At 44.7% G+C, this 20,711-nt stretch carries 10 protein-coding genes; 7 read left to right on the plus strand and 3 right to left on the minus strand.

Annotated elements, in window-relative coordinates; translation table 11 throughout:
* Window positions 1-476: 476 nt before the first annotated feature.
* Together M1P97_RS14480 and purL are read left to right on the plus strand one after the other, a co-directional pair.
* Entirely contained in the window at window positions 477-911 is a 435-nt protein-coding gene (locus tag M1P97_RS14480) for a DUF6078 family protein (protein WP_195372472.1), read from the plus strand.
* A 222-nt stretch (window positions 912-1,133) separates the two neighbouring features.
* Window positions 1,134-4,823: a phosphoribosylformylglycinamidine synthase gene (gene purL / locus M1P97_RS14485; RefSeq protein WP_195372476.1), complete on the plus strand. Its 3,690-nt coding sequence runs from the start codon at window positions 1,134-1,136 to the stop codon at window positions 4,821-4,823.
* A gap of 153 nt (window positions 4,824-4,976) precedes the next feature.
* On the opposite strand, the gene M1P97_RS14490 is transcribed toward purL, so the two are convergent.
* Window positions 4,977-6,695: a RagB/SusD family nutrient uptake outer membrane protein gene (locus M1P97_RS14490; protein WP_249389457.1), complete on the minus strand. Its 1,719-nt coding sequence runs from the start codon at window positions 6,693-6,695 to the stop codon at window positions 4,977-4,979.
* An 18-nt stretch (window positions 6,696-6,713) separates the two neighbouring features.
* Entirely contained in the window at window positions 6,714-9,710 is a 2,997-nt protein-coding gene (locus M1P97_RS14495) for a SusC/RagA family TonB-linked outer membrane protein (RefSeq protein WP_195372478.1), read from the minus strand.
* A gap of 660 nt (window positions 9,711-10,370) precedes the next feature.
* On the opposite strand from M1P97_RS14495, the gene M1P97_RS14500 reads away from it, so the two are divergent.
* The 3 genes from M1P97_RS14500 (at window position 10,371) to M1P97_RS14510 (ending at window position 15,043) form a co-directional block, all read left to right on the plus strand.
* Window positions 10,371-11,021 (plus strand): hypothetical protein, encoded by a 651-nt coding sequence (locus M1P97_RS14500; RefSeq protein WP_195372479.1) that lies wholly within the window; start codon window positions 10,371-10,373, stop codon window positions 11,019-11,021.
* 68 nt (window positions 11,022-11,089) lie between these two features.
* Window positions 11,090-14,257, plus strand: coding sequence for a TonB-dependent receptor (locus tag M1P97_RS14505; RefSeq protein ID WP_195372480.1), 3,168 nt, complete (start codon window positions 11,090-11,092; stop codon window positions 14,255-14,257).
* Window positions 14,258-14,275: 18 nt separating this feature from the next.
* Window positions 14,276-15,043 carry a glycerophosphodiester phosphodiesterase gene (locus M1P97_RS14510; RefSeq protein ID WP_195372481.1) on the plus strand — a complete coding sequence of 256 codons (768 nt, stop codon included), beginning with the start codon at window positions 14,276-14,278 and terminating at the stop codon, window positions 15,041-15,043.
* A gap of 408 nt (window positions 15,044-15,451) precedes the next feature.
* Here M1P97_RS14510 and M1P97_RS14515 read toward each other — a convergent pair whose 3' ends face one another.
* Window positions 15,452-16,000, minus strand: coding sequence for an RNA polymerase sigma factor (locus M1P97_RS14515; protein ID WP_195372482.1), 549 nt, complete (start codon window positions 15,998-16,000; stop codon window positions 15,452-15,454).
* 179 nt (window positions 16,001-16,179) lie between these two features.
* On the opposite strand from M1P97_RS14515, the gene M1P97_RS14520 reads away from it, so the two are divergent.
* A complete protein-coding gene (locus M1P97_RS14520) occupies window positions 16,180-17,148 on the plus strand; it encodes a FecR family protein (RefSeq protein WP_249389458.1) in 969 nt (322 codons plus the stop codon).
* 117 nt (window positions 17,149-17,265) lie between these two features.
* Window positions 17,266-20,703, plus strand: a complete 3,438-nt coding sequence (locus tag M1P97_RS14525; protein WP_249389459.1) for a TonB-dependent receptor — start codon at window positions 17,266-17,268, stop codon at window positions 20,701-20,703.
* The last annotated feature ends 8 nt before the right edge of the window (window positions 20,704-20,711 follow it).

Consider the following 20,711-nt stretch of genomic DNA (forward strand, 5'->3'; position numbering starts at 1 on the left):
ACTTTGAAGCAGCAGGCATATCTTATGTCTGCTGCCATCATATACGGTTTCGTACCCCCGTGTGGTGCATTAATGTGCCCACTGCCCTTGAGGTGTATAGCAACGGGAAAGGCGGAACCGTTCTTTTTTTCGCCAGCTACCTGCAATGCGAAGAAAGAAAAAACGTTCGGAGTAAGAATTATCGGCTTGGTGCCGAGCTTATGGAATGCGTTGCTTTTTTGTCTCAATCCGGGCGCTTGATTAATAGCATGGCTGACTATTATGATAAGCAAATCAAAGAGGTTGAAAAGAAGATTGCAGAGAAAAATATATCCTGATGTATATATCTTTTTCTGTCTTACTAACCTATTGTCGATGGTTGTCGGTAATGTAAACTGGTAATTATCGGCAATAGATTAGTTGCTTATCGTATATTTGTGATGCGATTGTTTTGCAATTGGATAATAAAATGTAGTTTTGTTAAAACAATATACATTATGAATAAAGATTTTGATTACGATTTACTGCCGTATAAATTCGCCCACTGCATGAACAGTCGATGCAAACGAGCTGATGAGTGTCTTCGTTATAAGGCTATGCAACATATTCCGGCTGAGCGTAAGACTGTTACTATCGTTACTCCTGCCTATACGAATCCGGCTAATGGAGACTGCTCTTTCTTTAAAGCTGATCAGTTACAACAATTTGCCCGGGGAATGACAAATTTACTGGCTTATATACCACACAACGATGCGGTAGTGATCAAACAGCAGATGTTAACCTATTTCGGACGAACGCATTTTTACCGGCTTTGGCGTAAAGAACGTCTCTTTACTCCCGAACAGCAGGAGTATGTCCGTCAGTTATTTATCCAGAGAGGTATTCAGGATACTCCCGTATTCGATGAATATGTCGAGCAATATGAGTGGTAAAAGTATATAACCCCAAAAGTGTTTCACCCTAATGAAACAACTGTTTCACTTAGGTGGAACAAGTGTTTCACTTAGGTGGAACAAGTGTTTCACTAGCATGAAACAGAAAAAGATTATGCAAGATAAGGTTTTAAATCTAAAATGTAAAGATGGATATTCTTATCTGCCACATATTTACTATCTTTGCAGTCTGTTATTGGAATATCTTAATAAATCGACGATATGATTCTATTCTTTCAATCTCCAACAAAGACGGTGCTGGCTGTTGAGGCGGCACATGCTTTCTCTCCTGAAGATGTTCAAAAGCTCGTTTGGTTGTTTAGTGAAGCAACTCCCGTTCAATCGGAAACATTGGATGGCTGGTATGTTGGTCCCCGCCGGGAAATGATCACCCCGTGGAGTACTAATGCCGTGGAAATCACCCAGAACATGGGATTGAGCGGTATCTCACGTATCGAAGAATACTTCCCTGTATCTTCCGGTGAGGCAGACCACGACCCGATGCTGCAACGCATTTATAACGGACTGAACCAGGATATCTTCACGATCAGTAAACAACCGGATCCGATTGTTTATATCGAGGATATTGCTGCTTACAACCAACAGGAAGGGCTGGCGCTGAGTGCTGAAGAGGTGTCTTACCTGAACGAAGTAAGCCAGAAGCTGGAACGTAAACTGACCGACAGCGAAGTGTACGGTTTTGCACAGGTAAACTCGGAACACTGCCGTCACAAAATCTTCGGCGGTACATTCGTTATCGACGGAGAAGAGAAAGAAAGCTCTCTCTTTAACCTGATCAAGAAAACATCGGCAGAAAACCCGAACAAACTGGTTTCTGCTTATAAAGATAATGTGGCTTTCAACGAAGGTCCGGTGATCGAACAGTTTGCTCCGGCAAGCGGCGATCAGCCTGATTTCTATGAAACAAAAGAAATTAAATCGGTTATCTCCCTGAAAGCTGAAACACATAACTTCCCGACAACGGTTGAGCCGTTCAACGGTGCTGCTACCGGTTCGGGTGGTGAGATCCGTGACCGTCTGGGCGGAGGTAAGGCTTCGTTGCCTATCGCAGGTACAGCCGTTTACATGACTGCTTATCCACGTACGGAAGGTGCCCGTGAATGGGAAAAGATCCTGGACCCGCGTCCCTGGTTGTACCAGACACCGGAGCAGATCCTTATCAAGGCTTCCAACGGTGCTTCCGACTTCGGTAACAAGTTCGGTCAGCCGCTGATCTGCGGTTCGGTGCTGACTTTCGAACATGAAGAGAACAATAAAAAATATGCTTACGATAAAGTGATCATGCTGGCAGGCGGTGTTGGTTATGCCAATATGCGCGATGCTTTGAAGGGTGATCCTCAACCGGGTGAAAAGGTCGTACTGCTGGGTGGTGATAACTACCGTATCGGTATGGGTGGTGGTGCCGTATCTTCTGTAAATACAGGACAGTACACCAGCGGTATCGAGCTGAACGCTGTACAGCGTGCCAACCCGGAAATGCAGAAACGTGTATCGAACGTGATCCGTGCGATTGCCGAGTCTGACAACAATCCGGTGATCTCTATCCACGACCACGGTGCAGGCGGTCACCTGAACTGTCTGTCTGAGTTGGTGGAAGCTACCGGCGGACATATCGATATGAGCCAGTTGCCTGTTGGCGACCCGACGCTTTCTGCCAAGGAAATCGTAGGAAACGAGAGCCAGGAACGTATGGGCTTATTGATGAAGGAAGAAGACGTTGCCCGCGTACGCCGCATTGCCGATCGCGAACGTTCTCCGATGTATGTGGTAGGTGAAACGACCAATGATATGAAATTCGTATTCGAGCAGGCCGACGGTGTAAAACCGATCGACATCAAGCTGGAATACATGTTCGGTAAACCGCCTAGAACGATCATGACAGACCATACAGTGAGCGAAACTTATGCTCCGGTGGTTTACAAAGATTCGGAAATACATCATTACCTGGAAAACGTACTTCAGCTCGAAGCTGTTGCATGTAAAGACTGGTTGACGAACAAAGTGGACCGTTCCGTAACAGGAAAGATCGCCCGTCAGCAGTGCCAGGGTGAATTGCAGTTGCCGTTGAGCGACCTGGGTGCCGTAGCATTGGATTACCGCGGAAAGGCTGGTATAGCTACTTCCATCGGTCATGCTCCGCAGGTAGCAATGGTCGATCCGGCTGCCGGTTCGGTGATGGCTATCGCTGAGTCGTTGACGAATATCGTATTCGCTCCGCTGGCAGATAAGTTGACCGGTGTTTCTCTGAGTGCCAACTGGATGTGGCCGTGCCGCAACGAAGGAGAAGATGCTCGTCTGTACACGGCTGTTCAGGCTGCTTCTGATTTTGCCTGCGAACTGGGTATCAATATCCCGACAGGTAAAGACTCTCTGTCGATGACACAGAAGTATGGCGACGATAAGGTGATCGCTCCGGGTACGGTAATTATTTCGGCAGGTGCTGAGGTAAGCGATATCCGCAAGATCGTTTCTCCGGTACTGGCTCACGAAAAGAATTCTTACATATATTATATAGACTTTTCGTTCGATACGATGAAGTTGGGTGGTTCTGCTTTTGCACAGGCTTTGAACAAGCTGGGTAATGAAGTGCCGACCGTGAAGGATAGCGAATATTTCGCAGATGCGTTCAATGCCGTACAGGATGCGATCGAGAAAGGTCTGATCCTTGCCGGACACGATATTTCTGCCGGTGGTATGATTACTACCATGCTTGAAATGTGTTTCGCAAACGTAGAAGGCGGTCTGGAAGTGAATCTGGATAAATTGTCTGAAACAGACATCGTGAAGATCCTGTTCGCTGAAAACCCGGGTATCCTGGTACAGGTGAAGGACAAGAAAACTTTCGAAAAGCTGATGGAAGAAGCCGGTGTCGGTTTCGCTATCATTGCCAAACCGACTGCCGAACGTCATGTCCTGGTGGAAAAAGATGGTGTTCAGTATCACTTCGGTATCGACTATATGCGTGACGTATGGTACGAATCGTCTTACAAGCTGGATATCAAGCAGAGCGGTAGCGTATGCGCAGGTAACCGTTTCGAAAACTATAAGATGCAGCCGCTGGAATTCAAATACGGCAAGAACTTCACCGGTAAGCTGGCTGACTACGGTCTGACTCCAGATCGCAAAGGTAAGAGCGGTATCCGTGCTGCCGTGATCCGTGAAAAGGGTTGCCAGTGCGAACGTGAAACCTCTTACGCATTGTATCTGGCCGGTTTCGACGTGAAAGACGTTCACATGACCGACCTGGCTTCGGGACGCGAAACACTGGAAGATGTGAATATGATCGTATTCTGCGGTGGTTTCTCCAACTCCGACGTACTGGGTTCAGCCAAAGGATGGGCCGGTGGTTTCTTGTATAACGAAAAGGCAAAGAAAGCATTGGATAACTTCTATGCACGCCCTGATACGTTGAGTCTGGGTATCTGTAACGGTTGTCAGCTGATGGCTGAACTGGGTGTGGTTTATCCGGAACACGAAAAGAAACATAAGATGTTGCATAACGACTCTCACAAACTGGAGTCTAACTTTATCTCTGTAGAGATTCCGAAGAACCATTCAGTGATGTTCGGCCCGATGAGCGGACAGAAACTGGGTATCTGGATCACACACGGAGAAGGAAAGTTCAGCTTCCCGTACGAAGAGAAAGAATATCATATTGCTCTTAAATACAACTACGAAGGCTATCCTGCCAACCCGAACGGTTCGCCTTGGTCGGTTGCCGGTGTCTGCTCACACGACGGACGTCACATGGCTATGATGCCTCACCTGGAACGTGCTTTGTTCCCATGGCAGTGCGGTTATTATCCAGCTGACCGTAAAGATGACGAAGTAACTCCGTGGATCGAAGGTTTCGTAAATGCACGCAAGTGGATTGAAGAAAACAAGAAGTAAGAAAAAGAGATACATCTTTATAAAAGTAAAGGTTGCAATGTTCTGAACATTGCAACCTTTTTTCTATGAATAAGTAGCCTGGAAATATTATTATTAAGTGCGAAATTGTTAGTTAATGCGGCCACTTATTCATAGTAGTTTTATAGAAGGTGATTACCAACCTTTAGTTGTTTGCTTTAACAACGGATTGGCATCCAGCTGACGTTTGGGGATCGGGAAGATTGTGTATTCCTTATCTGACGGATCCACATCTTTGTCCCACCAGGCATTACCGAAGCGTCCCCAACGGATCAGATCCGAACGGCGACGGCGTTCGCCGATAAACTCACGTCCCCATTCGTCTACAAACTCCTGATCGGTCAATAGAGCCGGGTTCTGTGTATAGCTGTATTTGCTCCACTCGTCTGCCGGATAGTTTCTGACGCGTACGAAGTCGAGCAGTTCGGCCGCTTTTGTCTTATTGCCGCTTCTGTAATTGATCTCAGCCAACATGTAATAGATTTCAGCCAGACGGATTTCCGGAGCAGACTGGCACATATACAATCCGTCACCTTCCTGCAAGTAGGGGAACTTGTTGAAGCGAACCCCCGAGTTCTCTTCCCCTGTCGTGACGCGCGAACCTTTTTCTTTAGCTGTATTGAGACCTTCGGAGAAACGTCCTACTTGGTCTACGTAGATCAACGGTTCACCTTTGTATTCTTCTGTTCCTTTTACTGTCTCGTTCGTATAGCCGTATCCTTTGGTATAGTCGAACTTATACTGGGTTCCGATCATAAAGAAACCTTCGTAATCGCCGTTGGCACTGGTGATCTGGAACGGTTGTTTACGGTAATCGCAGTCTGCATACTTTTCATACGGGGTTCCCAGCTGGCTGGCGAAACTATACACGTTGCCATCGAAATCCCGTGAAGGTGTCATGTGAATACCATTGTTGCCACCGTCGGGATTACCCAAAGCCTGGCCGGAAGTATAATGCAGGAAAGAATCATGGAAACCGCCGAACTGGTACACATTGCGTTTGTGAGGGAATTCGAACAACAGTTCAGGCGACCTGTATCCTTTGATGCCGGAGCGGAACGGATCGCGGTAATCATTCTGGTTGATATGATATTCCCCGTATTTACCGGCAATGATATCTTCGCAGAATGTCTTACAGTCGGCCGAGCGGTCGACGTTGAGCCACACCTGCGAATTGAAATAGATACGGGCCAGCAATGCCGCGGCAGGAGCCTGGGTGAAACGACCGACGATATTCTCTTTTTTCAGTTGAGGCAATACATCTTTCAGTTCGCTTTCGATATAGCTGAATACTTCTTCGGGTGTAGCCTGGGCGAGCAGTTCGTCCGGTGCATCCTTTTCCGTGAAGATAGGCACATTCCGGTAGAAGTCGATCAGGAAGATATAGAACCAGGCACGTAAAGTACGTAATTCGCCGATGTAATTGTTTTTCTCTTCATCCGTGATCCCCATGGCTTGAAAGTCCAGGACGTTGAAGTCGCGAAGGAGTGAATTGATCTGTTGGATGCCCTGATACGGACCGACCCAACCTCCGTTGATCTGGTTCATATCGTAATTCCATTTATGCTCGTGCAGGCGGACCCATTGTCCGTCGTCGTAGCCGTGGCGCCCTTTCTGTGTCCATACGAAATGGTCGCCGGTAAGTTCCTGCAACTGCCAGCGGTCGCCGTCCCAGCCACACCATTGGGCATGTTCGTAGGGACGGAGTACGGTTGCTTCGACAGACGCCTTGTCTGTGAAGTAGTTGTCGCTTGTCAATATATTGAATGGCTCTTCCGTCAGATCCGTACAGGAAGTGAAAGCCATGGTTGTAGCCATCAGGCTGACTGCACAAAGTGATTTTATATTTTTCATATTGTATATACTTTTAGTTTAGTAACTGATTTGAACACCGAATGATACGTTGCGGGCTGTCGGATATAAGTCCATACTGCCTCTACCGGCCCATAAGCCAGTGACGTCGACACTTGACGGGTCCATACCGCCTGAATACTTCGTGATGGTGAACACGTTCTTCATGGTTGCATAAATACGCAGGTTGGAGATCCATTTCGTATTCAGTTTAGGTGTCCATCCCAGCGTGATGTTATCCAGTTTCAGGTAATTACCGTTTTCGAGGAAGTAGTCGCACATGATCTTTTCTCCTTTGATATGGGCATTTTCCTTATAGGCGGATGTCAGCTTGTTAATACCTGTTACCCCTTGCAATCCATAATACATCTGGTATTGATTCAGGATCTGGTAATCGAAACGTCCGCGGAAATAAAGGGACAGGTCGAAACCCTTATAAGTAAATGTGTTTCCCCAGGCCATTTCCCATTTGGGCGTACCGTTACCGATATAGGTTCTGTCCGCTTCGCTGGCGTCACGTCCCCGTACGGTTTCGCCTCCTTTGATACCATCTTTGAAAACCATAATATTCCCATCTTCATCGACACCTGCGTAGCGGTATCCGTAGAATGAACCGATTTCAATACCATCCTGCAAACGCTGACACGGGCCGGGATTTCCGGGTGAAGGCAGACCGTCGCCTTCCATATAACCCAACTCATATTTCTCGTTAGAGAATGATTTCAGCTTCGATTTGGTATAGGCAAGCGTAAGATTTGTTGAATAGGTAAACTTGTCGTTTTGTACGGCATCCCAGTTTACCTGCAATTCAAAACCTTTGGAATTGGTTGTACCTACATTAGTCATGATCTTTTCGTGCAAATAGGGAGGAACCGGAACCTGATATTCACCGATTACATCTTTCCCTTCGCGGATGAAAAGGTCTAAACTACCGGATAGGCGGGAATTGAACAAGGTATAATCGATACCCAGGTTGTAGGATATTTGTTTTTCCCAGGACAGGTCTTTGTTCGGGTTGTTTCCCGGGCCGTACACCTGAACCCATTTACCTTCACTGTTCGGCATCCATCCGTAGCCGGTATATTTCGCAAGGGAGATATATTTATCAAAGCCCGAACGTCCGGTCTGTCCGTAAGAGAAACGGAGTTTCAGGTCATTCACAGTCTGGGAGTCTTCAAAGAAGGAAAGACGGGAAACACGCCATGCGGCAGAAGCGGCAGGGAAAGCACCCCATTTATGATCCGTACCGAATTTGGTATTTCCTTCGTAACGGATAGAACCCGTGAACAGGAAAGTATTATCGAAATCATAGTTGACGCGTCCCAGGAAGGCGATCGTTTTTTCTTTGTTTTTATCGGATTCCATGCCCAGACGTCCGTCGGCCTTGTTGTAGTCGCCGGCTCCCAGGTTGTTGTACAAGAAAGCGTCTGTCGGGAAGTTCATGTTTTCGGCATTGAACTTTTCCCAGTTGAATTCCTGATAGGAGTAACCGCCCATCACTTTCAGGTGGTGCCGATCTATATCCAGCGAATAATTGCCTAACCATTCTAACGTATAGTCCACCCATTTCTCGTTTTCCAGGCGGGCACGTCCGTTACGGCTGTTATTGATCGACTCGCGATGGTCTTTGAAATAATACTCGCGTTGCTTCTTGTCATGTCCCTGGCGGCCGAGTTTTAATTCGGTATTCAGGTTCTTCAGGATGTTGAGTTTGATGTTGAAGTCGGTAGTCAGGTATTCCTGTGTAGCTCCGTTTTCACGTCTTGTCAGGTTGAAGATCGGGTTGTAACTATCGAAGTTATTCCGGAATGCATCCATTTCATCCTTCGAATAGGTCGGGTTCAGTTCGACTGCCTGTTTGAAACTTCCGTAATCGGTGTAATCTTCATCGGCATAACGATAGGATATGTTTCCTGTCACTTCCAATAAACCTTCTAAAGTGATTTGTTTGAAGCTGGCACGTAAACCATATTCTTTACGGTCTGTTGCGATGTCGAGCCCCTCTTTCGAACGGTAGTTTGCCGAGATACGGAAGATGCTGGATTCGCTACCACCGGAGAGGGCCAGATTGTGGTTCTGTCCGAAGTTGTTTTTGTTGAGCAACTCGTCGTACCAATTCGTACGGGAACCGTAATCCTTTCCGATATTGTTGGCCACAAACTCTTCCGGGCTCAGTATTTCCGGTCGTGCAGCAACGAAGTCATGTTCGGCATAACCATCGTATGTGATGGATACTTTACCGGCTTTTCCCTGCTTTGTCTGAACAAGGATAACTCCGTTTGCTCCGCGGGAGCCGTAGATAGCAGCGGCGGAACCATCCTTCAATACGGTAATAGATTCGATGTCCTGCTGGGCAAGATTCCGCAGATCACCACCCGGCATCCCGTCGATAACGATCAACGGACCGTTTCCGGCTTTCAAAGAAGAGGCTCCGCGTACCTGGATGCTCGGACTGGCATTCGGGTCGGCGGCTGCCGTATTGGATACGGATACACCGGCTACTTTACCGTCGATCATCTGTAACGGACTATTGGAAGCCCCTTGCAGGAAGTCTTTACTTTTTACACTTGTCACGGCAGTTGTCAGGTCTTTTTTCACCGTACTACCATAACCGACAACGACTACTTCCTGTAAGTTCTCGGCATCTTCTTCCAATGTAATCTCGAATTTTGACTTATTCCGTACAGCAACTTCCTGGGTTTTATAACCGATATAAGAGATTTGTAAAATAGTGTTTTCTGGAACATTCTCAAGCGTGAACTTTCCGTCCATATCTGTGATATTTCCATTGGTTGTGCCTTTAATCACGACATTTGCCCCGATAATGGGAATACCATTGGTATCAATGACTTTACCGGTAATAGCCCTGCTTTGTTGTACAGTGTTTGATACAGGTATGTCTTCTAATTTATAGCTGTTTGTGTCTGTTGCATTTGCCGGAAAAGCAGAGAGTAACAGGCAGAATGTGGATACATAGACTGTATCTCTGAAAGGAATCGATTTAATTGCTTTCTTCATAATTTAATTAATACTAGTTAGATTTAATAAATTGAATTGATAAAAATTACGTATTTGATACGTATTCGGGTAAACGACACTTTTTTTACATCATAGGCCTCATTATTAGATATTAGAATTATATTTACTTGTGCTCTTTCATTGAAATATATGACGTAGTCCTGCACGAACTGTTTACTTTTGTATCGAATGAGCTTCTTGTAGCTGTTTTGGGGGAGAGATGATGTGAGCTTGTAAGCGGTGGTAATCCTTAAAAAATGTCGTTTAGCTGATTGCTGTGTGAAAAAGTATTTTATAAACCTTGCAAGTATTATAATAATAAAATGATATTTTATCATTTTGTATTCCTTTTTTACTATTTTTGCACTGTGTTTTTCTCAGTCTGATTTTATTCCGCTTAGTTCGTGCAGGACTATGGTTATTATCGTTTACTGTAATTTCTTCCTTTTTATTTTAATACTCCGCTGCAACTTTTGATCCGTTGAAATCATATGTATAGGTATATATAAATATTGATATGAAAAAATACATCCAATAATGGCGTGATAAAAATCAATCTCGGTTGGTCTTTTAGTCTGAAATAAGAACTTTATCTGTTTGTAACAAAGCCGCAATCCGGCGGCTTTACTTTTGTGACCAAAATCAAGAATGAAAAGAGTTATGAGAAAGTTATTCAATGTTCAGGTTATTATCATGCTGTTGTTTGCGCTGGGTATTTCAGTGACTGTTTCGGCTAAAGGAAGTAAAAAGGAAGAAAATGGTGATTATCATGCGAAGCAGATCCTTATTGTCGGCTTACATGATAATGTGAAATCCAATTATTTCTATAACGGAATGATTGCTGAAGAAACCGGTATGCAGGCAGATCATATCGACCGGGAATATAATAGTATTATTGCAGAGAATATCGCAGCAGCAGTGAAGGACGGTGGTTGCCGGTTTATTCCGGCAACAGAAAACCTGGTGAACGGACAGGTATTGAACGAGATCAAGGTGAACGGTGAAAGCGAAGACAGTTATTCCGACCTCTCGTCTGTCCCGACCGAAGAGTTACAGAAGGTATTGAATAATGCCGGAGCCGATTATCTGCTGGTCTTGAACCAACATTACCTGAAATGGCAGGAACAACCTCTCCGTACCTTGTTCCATATAGTAAGCTATACCTTATTCGATAAAGACAAGAAGGAAATATACCGCGGAAATAATTACTTCACCTGCATGAACCTGGAGAATCCGGACAAGGTGCGTAAGATCAGCCGTAAAAGTACGTCGAAGATAGCCTCTTCGATAATCAAGACCCTGGAAGACTGAAACCAATACCGCAGCTCTACTTTTGCGGCATCAAACTATATGGAAACAAATTAAAAGAACAATTACTTATGAAGTTATTTACTAAGTTAGTTGCATTACTGGTATTATTTTGTTGTTTTTCCGGTGCAGTGAATGCACAGGGGAGTACTCAGGCCATTATTACCGGAACGGTAGTTGATGAGTTTGGCGAAACAATTATCGGTGCTACCATTCAGGTGAAAAATGAGTCGACCGGCTTTTTCACCGGTTCTATGACGAATGAGAAAGGGGAATATATCATCAAGCAGTTGCCGCTCGGATCGCCTTATACGGTGACTGCCTCTTTTATCGGTTATGGCGAACAGAAGAAAACCGGTTATTCGCTGAACCAGGGCGATATGCTTCGCGTGGACTTTAAGATGCAGGAGGCATCGATCGAGATCGAAGCGGTCGAAATAGTGGCCAACTCATTAAAGAATACGGTACCGAAGATCGGTGCAGCTACTTCCGTTACGGCAAAAGATATTGCCAAGCTGCCGGTGAACGGGCGTAACTTTACCTCGTTGGTTGACCTTTCCCCGCTGAGTACGGGAAGCAGCCTCTCCGGCCAGTTAGCTTCTTCCACTAATTTCACGATCGACGGTATGTCGGCAAAGAATCCGACTTCGGGCGGAACGACGAACCGTAATGGCGGACCTTATGCTATCTCAATGGAAGCAGTCCGTGAGTTTGAAGTAGTAACCAATCAATATGATGTAACTTACGGACGCAGTGGAGGTGGTGCCGTCAGTACGGTGACCAAATCGGGAACGAACACCCTGACCGGAAGTGCCTTTGTGTACGGACGTGCCGACTGGCTTTCAAGCCCTTATGATATCCGCGGAAATGACCGTGATGCCAGCTTCTCTACCTATCAGTATGGTGCTACGTTGGGTGGTCCGATCATTAAGAATCGCGCCCATTTCTTCCTGGCCTGGGACCATCAGGCCGATTCCCGCCCGTTGCAGATTGCCGATATCAAAAGTGCTGCCGATGAAAAGCGTTACAACGTGACGCAATCGACGTTGGATCAGTATCTGGAAATCGCCCGTAATAAATATGGAGTAGCCAATTCGCCCCAATTCGGCTCTTTCGATAAGAAGCAGGCTACCGATGCCGTATTCGCCCGTATCGACTGGCAGTTGAATGCAACCAACTTATTGACCATCCGCGACAACTATGTGAACGACCGTAACAAACAGGCATTGGGTGATAACAGTTCTATCAACCTGTATGAAGTATATGGTGATGTACATTCTATCGATAACAGTATCCTGGCTACTTTGCGTTCCGTACTGGGACCGCGTATCACCAACGAGTTGAAGTTACAGCATCTATACACTTCGGAAGAGAGTACGCCGAATAAGCAATTGCCTTCCGCAAATATCCCCCGTGCCATCGTGGAGCGGGTACAGTCGACGGTAGACAACAAGGATGTTTATACGACTATCCAGCTGGGCGGACAGCGTTATTCACCGGAGAACTTCTATAATAATGTATTGCACCTGGTAGATAACTTATACTATACCACCAATAAGATCAACTTCACATTCGGTGCCGATCTGATGTACACCAATATGGACTCCCGTTATGGCAGTGAAGCAAACGGTCGCTTTTATTTCACCGGAATGGATAATTTCAATGACCTGAAACCTTATCGTTATGTACGTGAGGTATATCTCGACCCCGACCAGCGTGTAAAACAGAATATCCTGAATACCGGAGTGTATGGCCAGTTGCAGACGAAGCTCTTCCCCGGATTTGAAATGACGGCGGGACTTCGTATCGATAACGCCAATTACTTCAATAAAGGAAATTTCAACCAGACCGTGTATGATGAATTAAGTCTGCGTACGGACAATGGCCTGACTACTTTCCAGGTTCAGCCCCGTTTGCAATTCACCTGGGATGTAAACGAAAAGCATACCGATATTATCCGCCTCGGTGGTGGTATCTTCGCTTCGGATATCAATAACTATGCGATGATCAATAATATGGTATTCGATGGAACCAAAGTGCTGTCGGTCGATCTGACCGGTGATCTGGTTCCGACTCCCGATTTCGAATCTTATCGCAAAGACCCGTCTACGGCTCCCGGTGCCGACCTGTTTAATAATCCGAATATTCCCAAGTTAGCCACTATCAATATGAACGGGGCTGATGCGAAAGTTCCGGTTGTCTATAAAGCAAACTTTTCTTACACCCACTTCTTTACGGATCGCCTGAAAATGGGCGTAAGCGGTTTCATGACTCTGGGGCGTAATAATTATATGTACGTAGACCGGAATATGGCAGACGAACCGTTTTTCCGCCTGGCTGCCGAAGGAAACCGTGGCGTATATGTTCCTGCCGAAAGTATCAACCCGACAAACGGTGCGGCCGACTGGACGCAGGGACGTAAGACGGATAAGATAGGCCGTGTACTTGAACTGAACAGTGAAGGAAAGGTGAACCAGTTCGCATTCGTTGTCGACGGTACCTGGCGTTATCTGAATGACGGGGAGATCGCTTTCAGTTATACATGGAATGATACCAGAGACAATACTTCATATAATGGTAACGTGGCTAACTCGGCAACCCTATCTAAGATGGTTGTCGACGATCCCCGCGACCTGAGCAGAATGAGTTATTCGGATAATCAGTTCCGTCATAAAGTTGTATTTTATGGTACGGCACCTACTTTCTGGGGAGTAAGCGTCGGTCTGCGTTTTTCCGGACTGGGAGGAACACGTTATTCACTGGCTGTGAACGGGAATGTGAATGGCGACTTTGTCTCTTCCAACGACCTGGCTTACATCTATGATCCGAACGATGCCGCAACTCCTCAATATCTGCGTGAAGGTATCCAGTCTATACTCGATAACCCGGATGTGGAAGAAAGTACCAAAAAGTATATCCGTAAAAGTTTCGGTAAAGTAGCTGAGCGCAACGGTGGCGTAAACGGCTTCTACGGAACGTTCGACCTGCGTATCGCAAAGAAATTCAAGATTTATAAGACACAAAATATCGAATTGTCTGTCGATATCTTTAACGTAGCCAACCTGTTCAGTAAGAATTGGGGTTCCGGGCATAACTTAGGTAAACAAAATATTTATTCGATCAAAAGCTTTGATTCCGAACAAAAGCAGTATGTTTACAATGTAAATGCAAATACCGGTGTTTCTAATCTGAATGGTAATCCTTATCAGGTACAGATTGGTCTTCGTTACGGATTCTAATACATAAAAGATAAAACAATGAAGAAAAGAGTAATCTTATCGATGCTGCTTACCGCTTTTCTTTGCGGAAGCAGCGCTTTTTCCCAGACGAAAGTAATCGCCCATCGCGGCTATTGGGACTGTGAAGGTTCTGCGCAAAATTCTATCACGGCGTTGAATAAGGCACACGAAGTAGGTGCTTATGGGTCGGAGTTCGATGTTTCGATCACAGCAGACGGTATACCTGTTGTCAACCATGACGACAGCATCCAGGGATTCTGTATCGAAACCTCTCTGTATGAAGAGATAAAAGATCTGAAACTGAAGAACGGGGAAACACTTCCTACTCTGGAAGACTACCTGAAACAAGGCAAGCAGAATAAAGGTACGCAACTGATCCTTGAAATAAAGCCTCACAAAAGAGTTGTCAATGAAGACCGGGCGGTAACGGCTATCCTGGCCCTGGTACAAAAATATCAACTGGAAGACCAGGTGGAATATATCTCTTTCAGCATGAATATCTGTAAGGAGTTGATCCGTCGTGCTCCGGCTGCACAGGTGGCTTACCTGCGTGGTGAGGTTTCGCCGGCCGATCTGAAAGTTTTAGGATTTACCGGTCTGGATTATCATTATAAGGTATTCGAGAAAAATCCCGGATGGATTCAGGAGGCAAAAAATGCCGGGTTGACCGTCAATGTCTGGACTGTGGATGATCCGGTGGTGATGCAGTCGATGATCGAACAAAATGTAGATTTCATTACGACCGACAAACCGGAACAATTGAAGGAAATAGTAAAGAAAAACTGATAGTATTAGATCATACACATAAAGATCGAACAAATAGCTTTCACCTTTCACGGCTTCCAAATGCTTGTATATCATAAAGTTGTTGTGAAACGTACTCTTTCGTAGAAAAAGCCTTGCGGTTTTCGCCCGGAAACCGTAAGGCTTTTTTCAAATAGCTGCCGGCCTTTTGGGAAATGGCTGCCTACCTATTTTTTATGGCTGCCTGTCCGTTGATGTACGGGTAGATATCGCTCAAAAAGATAGGTGTTTTGTCTTTAAAAGTCATGTCTTTTGAATACAAAAGTCCGGTCTTAACATTTCAAAAGTCCGGTCTTTTTTACCTTCACTTTGTAAATGTGAAACCAGACGTTTCACCATAAGGTGTTGTTCCTTTGGGTGTTATTCGAATGTGAAAGGTGAAGGCTGTTATTAAATAGAAAGGAACAGATGCAGGAAATAGATGTTTTTCTTCAGATATTTCAATGCATCGTTGATATGCCGTTCAACGGTTTTCGGTGTGATATTTAACTTTTCGGCAATCTCTTTATAGCTTAGATGTTCGTACCGGCTCATACAGAATATTTCCTTTTGGCGGGGAGTCAGTTCGTTTACCAGCCGGTCGATATATACTTTCAAATCTTTGGCATGCAACTCTTCTTCTATATCATAGGCTTTGTCGTAGGCTGCCAGGATCGAGATATGGTAAAATGACTCGTTGAAGTTTTTCCGGGTATTATCAAAGACCATGTTGCGGGTAATGATAAATAATAAACCTTCCAGATTCTCGTTTTCATTTACGTAGCTGCGAATATCCCACAACTTAATAAAGACCTCCTGCACTACCTCTTCTGCAGAAGAATTATTTGTAAAATAAAGACTGCAGAATTTATACACTTTATTGCAATACCTATGGTACAAGGAGGTAAATGCCTCTTCGTCCCCATTTTTTAGTGCAATTATCAGTGCTTTATCTTCCAATATATCTTCGTTTAGTACATGTTGATTGCAAATATATAAAAGAATTAACAATAATCAAGTATCGTTTTTTAAACGAATGCTCCGGAAAGAATATGAAAAAAAAAAATCGAATTCTTCTGGGGGATAGGGAAAGAATCGGAGTATTTATAATGTAGAATCGCTTAAAAAGAGAATTACGAATGATGAATGAAGAGGAAATATTAAAGAAAGTTCTGTCCGGGCGCATGACCGGGGAGGAGAGAAAGAACGTTTCCGAACAAGATATAGTAGTGCGCCATCTTAAAAGCCAATGGGACGATAGCCAAAATGATTCAGTCCTTGATTCGAAGGCTAAAGACCGCGTATTAGATCGTATCACGAAAAAGATACACGGGCATAAATCGTTTACCGAACGTTGGGGACGATATGGTATTGCCGCTTCACTGGCATTACTTCTTTCTGTGGGGTACTGGTTGGCCGGACCGAATGAACCTGATTCGCAGATCGTGTATGTGGTGAATGCCGGACGTCAGTCGATGGAGTCGTTTTATTTACCCGACGGTAGTCATGTTTCATTGAATGCCGGGAGTAAGTTGACTTATCCGGAGCATTTCTCAGGGAAAAACAGAGAAATATATCTTTCGGGGCAGGCTTTCTTTAAAGTACATCACGATACGGAACATCCTTTTATCGTGAAAACAAAAAGTATGGATATAAAAGCGCTGGGAACTTCTTTTGAAGTGTTCAGTGTCGACTCGACTTCTTATACTGAGATGATCCTTTCGGATGGAGCTGTGGAAGTGAGTACCAAGAGAACCGAAGGAGAAGGGGATGTCTATCTGGTTTTCCCGGACGAGAAGCTGGCTTACGAACTGAATGGAAAAGCAGAGATCGAGAAAGTAAATGCCAGCCAGTATTCTGCCTGGTACCGTGGGGGAAAGCCCAGTTTTAAAAATGAAAAGCTGGCGATGCTCCTTCCCCGTCTGGAAAGCTGGTACGGCATCCATATCGAATGTCCGGATGAACTGGCTGACAAATATAGTTTTACCTTCTCCATACATAATGAATCAATCGAACTTTTATTGAATATTATATCCAACAGTTCCCCGGTATCTTACCACAGACGAGGAGACGGATTTGTATTGTATGAAAAAGAGAAGAAAAGATAATGTTAAACTTAAATCAAATACAAAATGAAAAAGGGATAGACGTAATCATGGATGCCGGAAATAGACTCCGGTAAAGAGAAAAGGGAAAAACACATTAAAATTTATCTGAATATTAATATGAATAAACGAGTAGTTTTGTTGAGAGATGTGTTCTGTAAACCGTTTAAAAAGCAGATCACACAATTATTTCTGATAGGCGCGATAGGGCTGATCCCTGTCTCGGCTTTCGCCCAGGCTTATCAGGTTACCATGAAAAAGAGTAATGCGCCTTTGTCGTCTGTTATCGCAGAACTGGAAAAGGATAGCGGTTATACCTTTTTTTATAATGACGATCAGATCAACCTGAACAAGAAGATTTCTATCGATGTGACAGGTGCTTCTTTAGAGACGGTATTGAATCAGTTGTTTAAGAATACGGATTATTCTTACCGGATTGTAAATAACCAGATTGTGATCTCGAAAACATCCGGATCTTCAAGGAATACAATGGGAGGGAATACGTCCCGGCAACAGAAAAGTGTAACTGTTAAAGGTATTGTAAAAGATGCTCATGGAGAATCGGTGATAGGTGCCAGCGTGGTAGAGGCCGGAACAACAAACGGTACGGTTACCGATTTTGACGGTAATTTTGTCCTGACATTGTCAGGAAGAGATAAGCACGTGCTTATCTCTTATATAGGGTATGCGACGAAGAAAATAACCTTGAAAGAAGGACAGACTTCCCTGAATGTAATATTGGAAGAAGACTCTGAACTTCTGGATGAAGTAGTGGTGGTCGGTTATGGAACCCAGAAGAAGGTAAACCTGACAGGGGCGGTTGCTGCTATCAGTTCAGAAGATATCAAAGATCGCGTACAGACAAATGTACTGGCAGCTGTTCAGGGTACTGTACCCGGTGTAACCGTTATATCCCGTCCGGGGCAAACTCCTTCCATTAACTTCCGTGGACGAGGAAACCTGGGAACATCTTCTCCTTTATATGTGATCGACGGGGCTATTGCTGATGCCGATCTGTTTTCGAATCTCGATCCGAACAGTATAGAATCGATCTCTTTCCTGAAAGATGCCGCTTCTTCTGCTATCTACGGTTCACGTGCCGCTTATGGTGTTGTATTGGTAACGACCAAGACAGGTAAGAAAGAGAAAATGAATGTTTCTTACAGTGGTTATGTGGGATTGAAGATGCCGACTTATCTGCCGGATGTGCTCGATTCATGGGATTATGCAGAGTTGCTGAATGAAGCTTTCTATAACCGTGATGCGGCAAACGGTAAAAATGCTGCTTATTCGAACGATGAGATCGCTTGGTTTAAGGATGGTTCAAGACCTGATTACTACCCGAATACGAAATGGGCAGATCTGGTACTGGACAATCCGGTGGTAACAACGCAACATTCGTTAAACTTTAGCGGTGGTAGCGACAAAGTTCGTTTCTTCTCCGGCCTGGGTTATCTGTATGACGATAAATTCATGCCCGGACAGAGCTCTCAACGCTATAATCTGGATGCCAATGTGGCTGCCGATGTAACGAAATGGCTGACATTGAAGACCGGTGTGAAGTTTATCCGCAGCACGAATAAAACAGAGCATGGTGTCGCTTCTATCGGTAATTTCCTGATGGTTCCTTCTACGATGGTTGCACAACAGTCCAACGGGGAATGGGGATCTATTGCCGGCGGTAAATCTGCAACGCAATCGTTCATGAATGGTAACCCGCTGCGTGCCTTGAGTAAGAACAACTGGTCGAACGGTAAGACTGACAACACAATGATCGACCTCGGTTTTGACCTGAAGCCGATCGAAGGGTTGGTTATTTCCGGACAGGGTGCATTCAAAAGCTGGGAGTCGAAATCGAAGAATTATACAGCCTTACAGGAAAATGTGAAGAACTTTGAGACCGGTGCCGAAATCCCGGGAACCGGAGTATATACAAATGAAATGAATATGCTCTGGCAGAGTGAGAACCGCCAGATGTATACGTTGACTGCCCGTTACGATTGGACGAACAAAGTACATAGTATAGGGATTTTGGCCGGTACTTCTTACGAACATTATAATTACGAACGCCTTTATTCAAAATATAAGAATTTTGTAACAGACGACCTGAAAGATATCACAACAGGTTCGGAAGTAAGTAAAGATCAGCCTGATGTAAACTCTTACGGCGATCCGTTGCGCGAATATAAGATACTTTCTTATTTCGGTCGTTTGAATTATAGCTTTAATGACCGCTATCTGTTTGAAGCGAATCTGCGTGCGGATGCTTCTTCCCGTTTCTATAAAAATAATCGTTGGGGTATCTTTCCTTCATTCTCTGCGGGATGGCGTATCAATCAGGAAAGTTTCATGAGCGATGTGAAATGGGTCGATAATTTGAAGGTACGTGCATCGTGGGGAACATTGGGTAATATTAATAATGTGGGAAACTACGATTATTTCCAACTGTATAACAATGGTGCGGATTATAACTTTGATAACGAAGCTATAAAAGGTGTACTGGAATCGAAACCGGCAAATGAAAAGCTGGGTTGGGAAACAGTTGCACTGACCGATATCGGAGTAGACTTTGATATATTCAATGGTTTATTCAGTGTAACAGCCGATTATTACATTAAAAATACCAGCGATATCCTTTTGAGCTATAACGTTCCTCTGGAAACAGGTATTGCATCTAATCCGTCACAGAATATAGCCAAAGTGCGCAACCGTGGTTTTGAACTGGCTTTGACTCATCGTAAAACATTAGGAGAGTTCTCTTATCAGGTAAGTGCAAATATTGCTACTAATAATAATGAGATTATGGATATGGGTGAGTCGGACGATATTATTAATAATGGTGGCGATAAGATCCGTTATATCCTGCGTAAAGGTGAATCGATCGGTTCATTCTATGGCTTGAAAACAGATGGACTGTATACCCAGGAAGAAATCGATGCCGGACATTATTATACGTACGGACGTACTCCGAGAGCCGGTGATATCAAATATGTTCCGCAGCGTGAAGGCCTGGAATGGGGTAGCGCTATCAATGGTGAAGACCGTACGATCATAGGAAAAGACGTACCCGATTTTACTTATGGGATCAATCTGAACCTGCAATATAAGAATTTCGAATTTTCTTTATTCGGACAGGGTGTTTCCGGTACCCAGGCTGCTTTCGAGTCTGAACAGGTTTCTGCCTTTATGCTGAACTCTAACCCGCGTAAATTCCACCTGGGAAGATGGACACAGGAAAATCCGAATCCTCATGCTGTCTATCCGCGTATCTATGGAGGTCATAGCCTGGATGATTATAATCAGTACTTCTCAGACTATCAGCTGTTTGATGCGGACTATTTCCGTATTAAGACAATCTCACTGGGATACCGTGTTCCTTCTAACTTAGTTTCGAAATGGGGAATGTCTTCTTTGAAATTCTTCCTGACCGGCGAGAACTTATTCACACTGCGTGCGGATCATACGATGAAAGACTTTGACCCGGAAGCTTCTTCCGGTCGCGGTATCGGTTCACTGGGAACCAAATCAGTCGCATTTGGTGTGAATGTGTCCTTCTAATTGATTTA

Origin of the sequence: Parabacteroides leei, from assembly GCF_023369805.1 — a bacterium.
GTDB lineage: Bacteria > Bacteroidota > Bacteroidia > Bacteroidales > Tannerellaceae > Parabacteroides > Parabacteroides leei.

What these genes read in the sequence shown, in the direction of transcription:
- M1P97_RS14480 (WP_195372472.1), top strand. Translation starts at nt 477, where the DNA reads ATGAATAAAGATTTTGATTACGATTTACTGCCGTATAAATTCGCCCAC.
- purL (WP_195372476.1), top strand. Translation starts at nt 1,134, where the DNA reads ATGATTCTATTCTTTCAATCTCCAACAAAGACGGTGCTGGCTGTTGAG.
- M1P97_RS14490 (WP_249389457.1), bottom strand. Translation starts at nt 6,695, where the DNA reads ATGAAAAATATAAAATCACTTTGTGCAGTCAGCCTGATGGCTACAACC.
- M1P97_RS14495 (WP_195372478.1), bottom strand. Translation starts at nt 9,710, where the DNA reads ATGAAGAAAGCAATTAAATCGATTCCTTTCAGAGATACAGTCTATGTA.
- M1P97_RS14500 (WP_195372479.1), top strand. Translation starts at nt 10,371, where the DNA reads ATGAGAAAGTTATTCAATGTTCAGGTTATTATCATGCTGTTGTTTGCG.
- M1P97_RS14505 (WP_195372480.1), top strand. Translation starts at nt 11,090, where the DNA reads ATGAAGTTATTTACTAAGTTAGTTGCATTACTGGTATTATTTTGTTGT.
- M1P97_RS14510 (WP_195372481.1), top strand. Translation starts at nt 14,276, where the DNA reads ATGAAGAAAAGAGTAATCTTATCGATGCTGCTTACCGCTTTTCTTTGC.
- M1P97_RS14520 (WP_249389458.1), top strand. Translation starts at nt 16,180, where the DNA reads ATGATGAATGAAGAGGAAATATTAAAGAAAGTTCTGTCCGGGCGCATG.
- M1P97_RS14525 (WP_249389459.1), top strand. Translation starts at nt 17,266, where the DNA reads ATGAATAAACGAGTAGTTTTGTTGAGAGATGTGTTCTGTAAACCGTTT.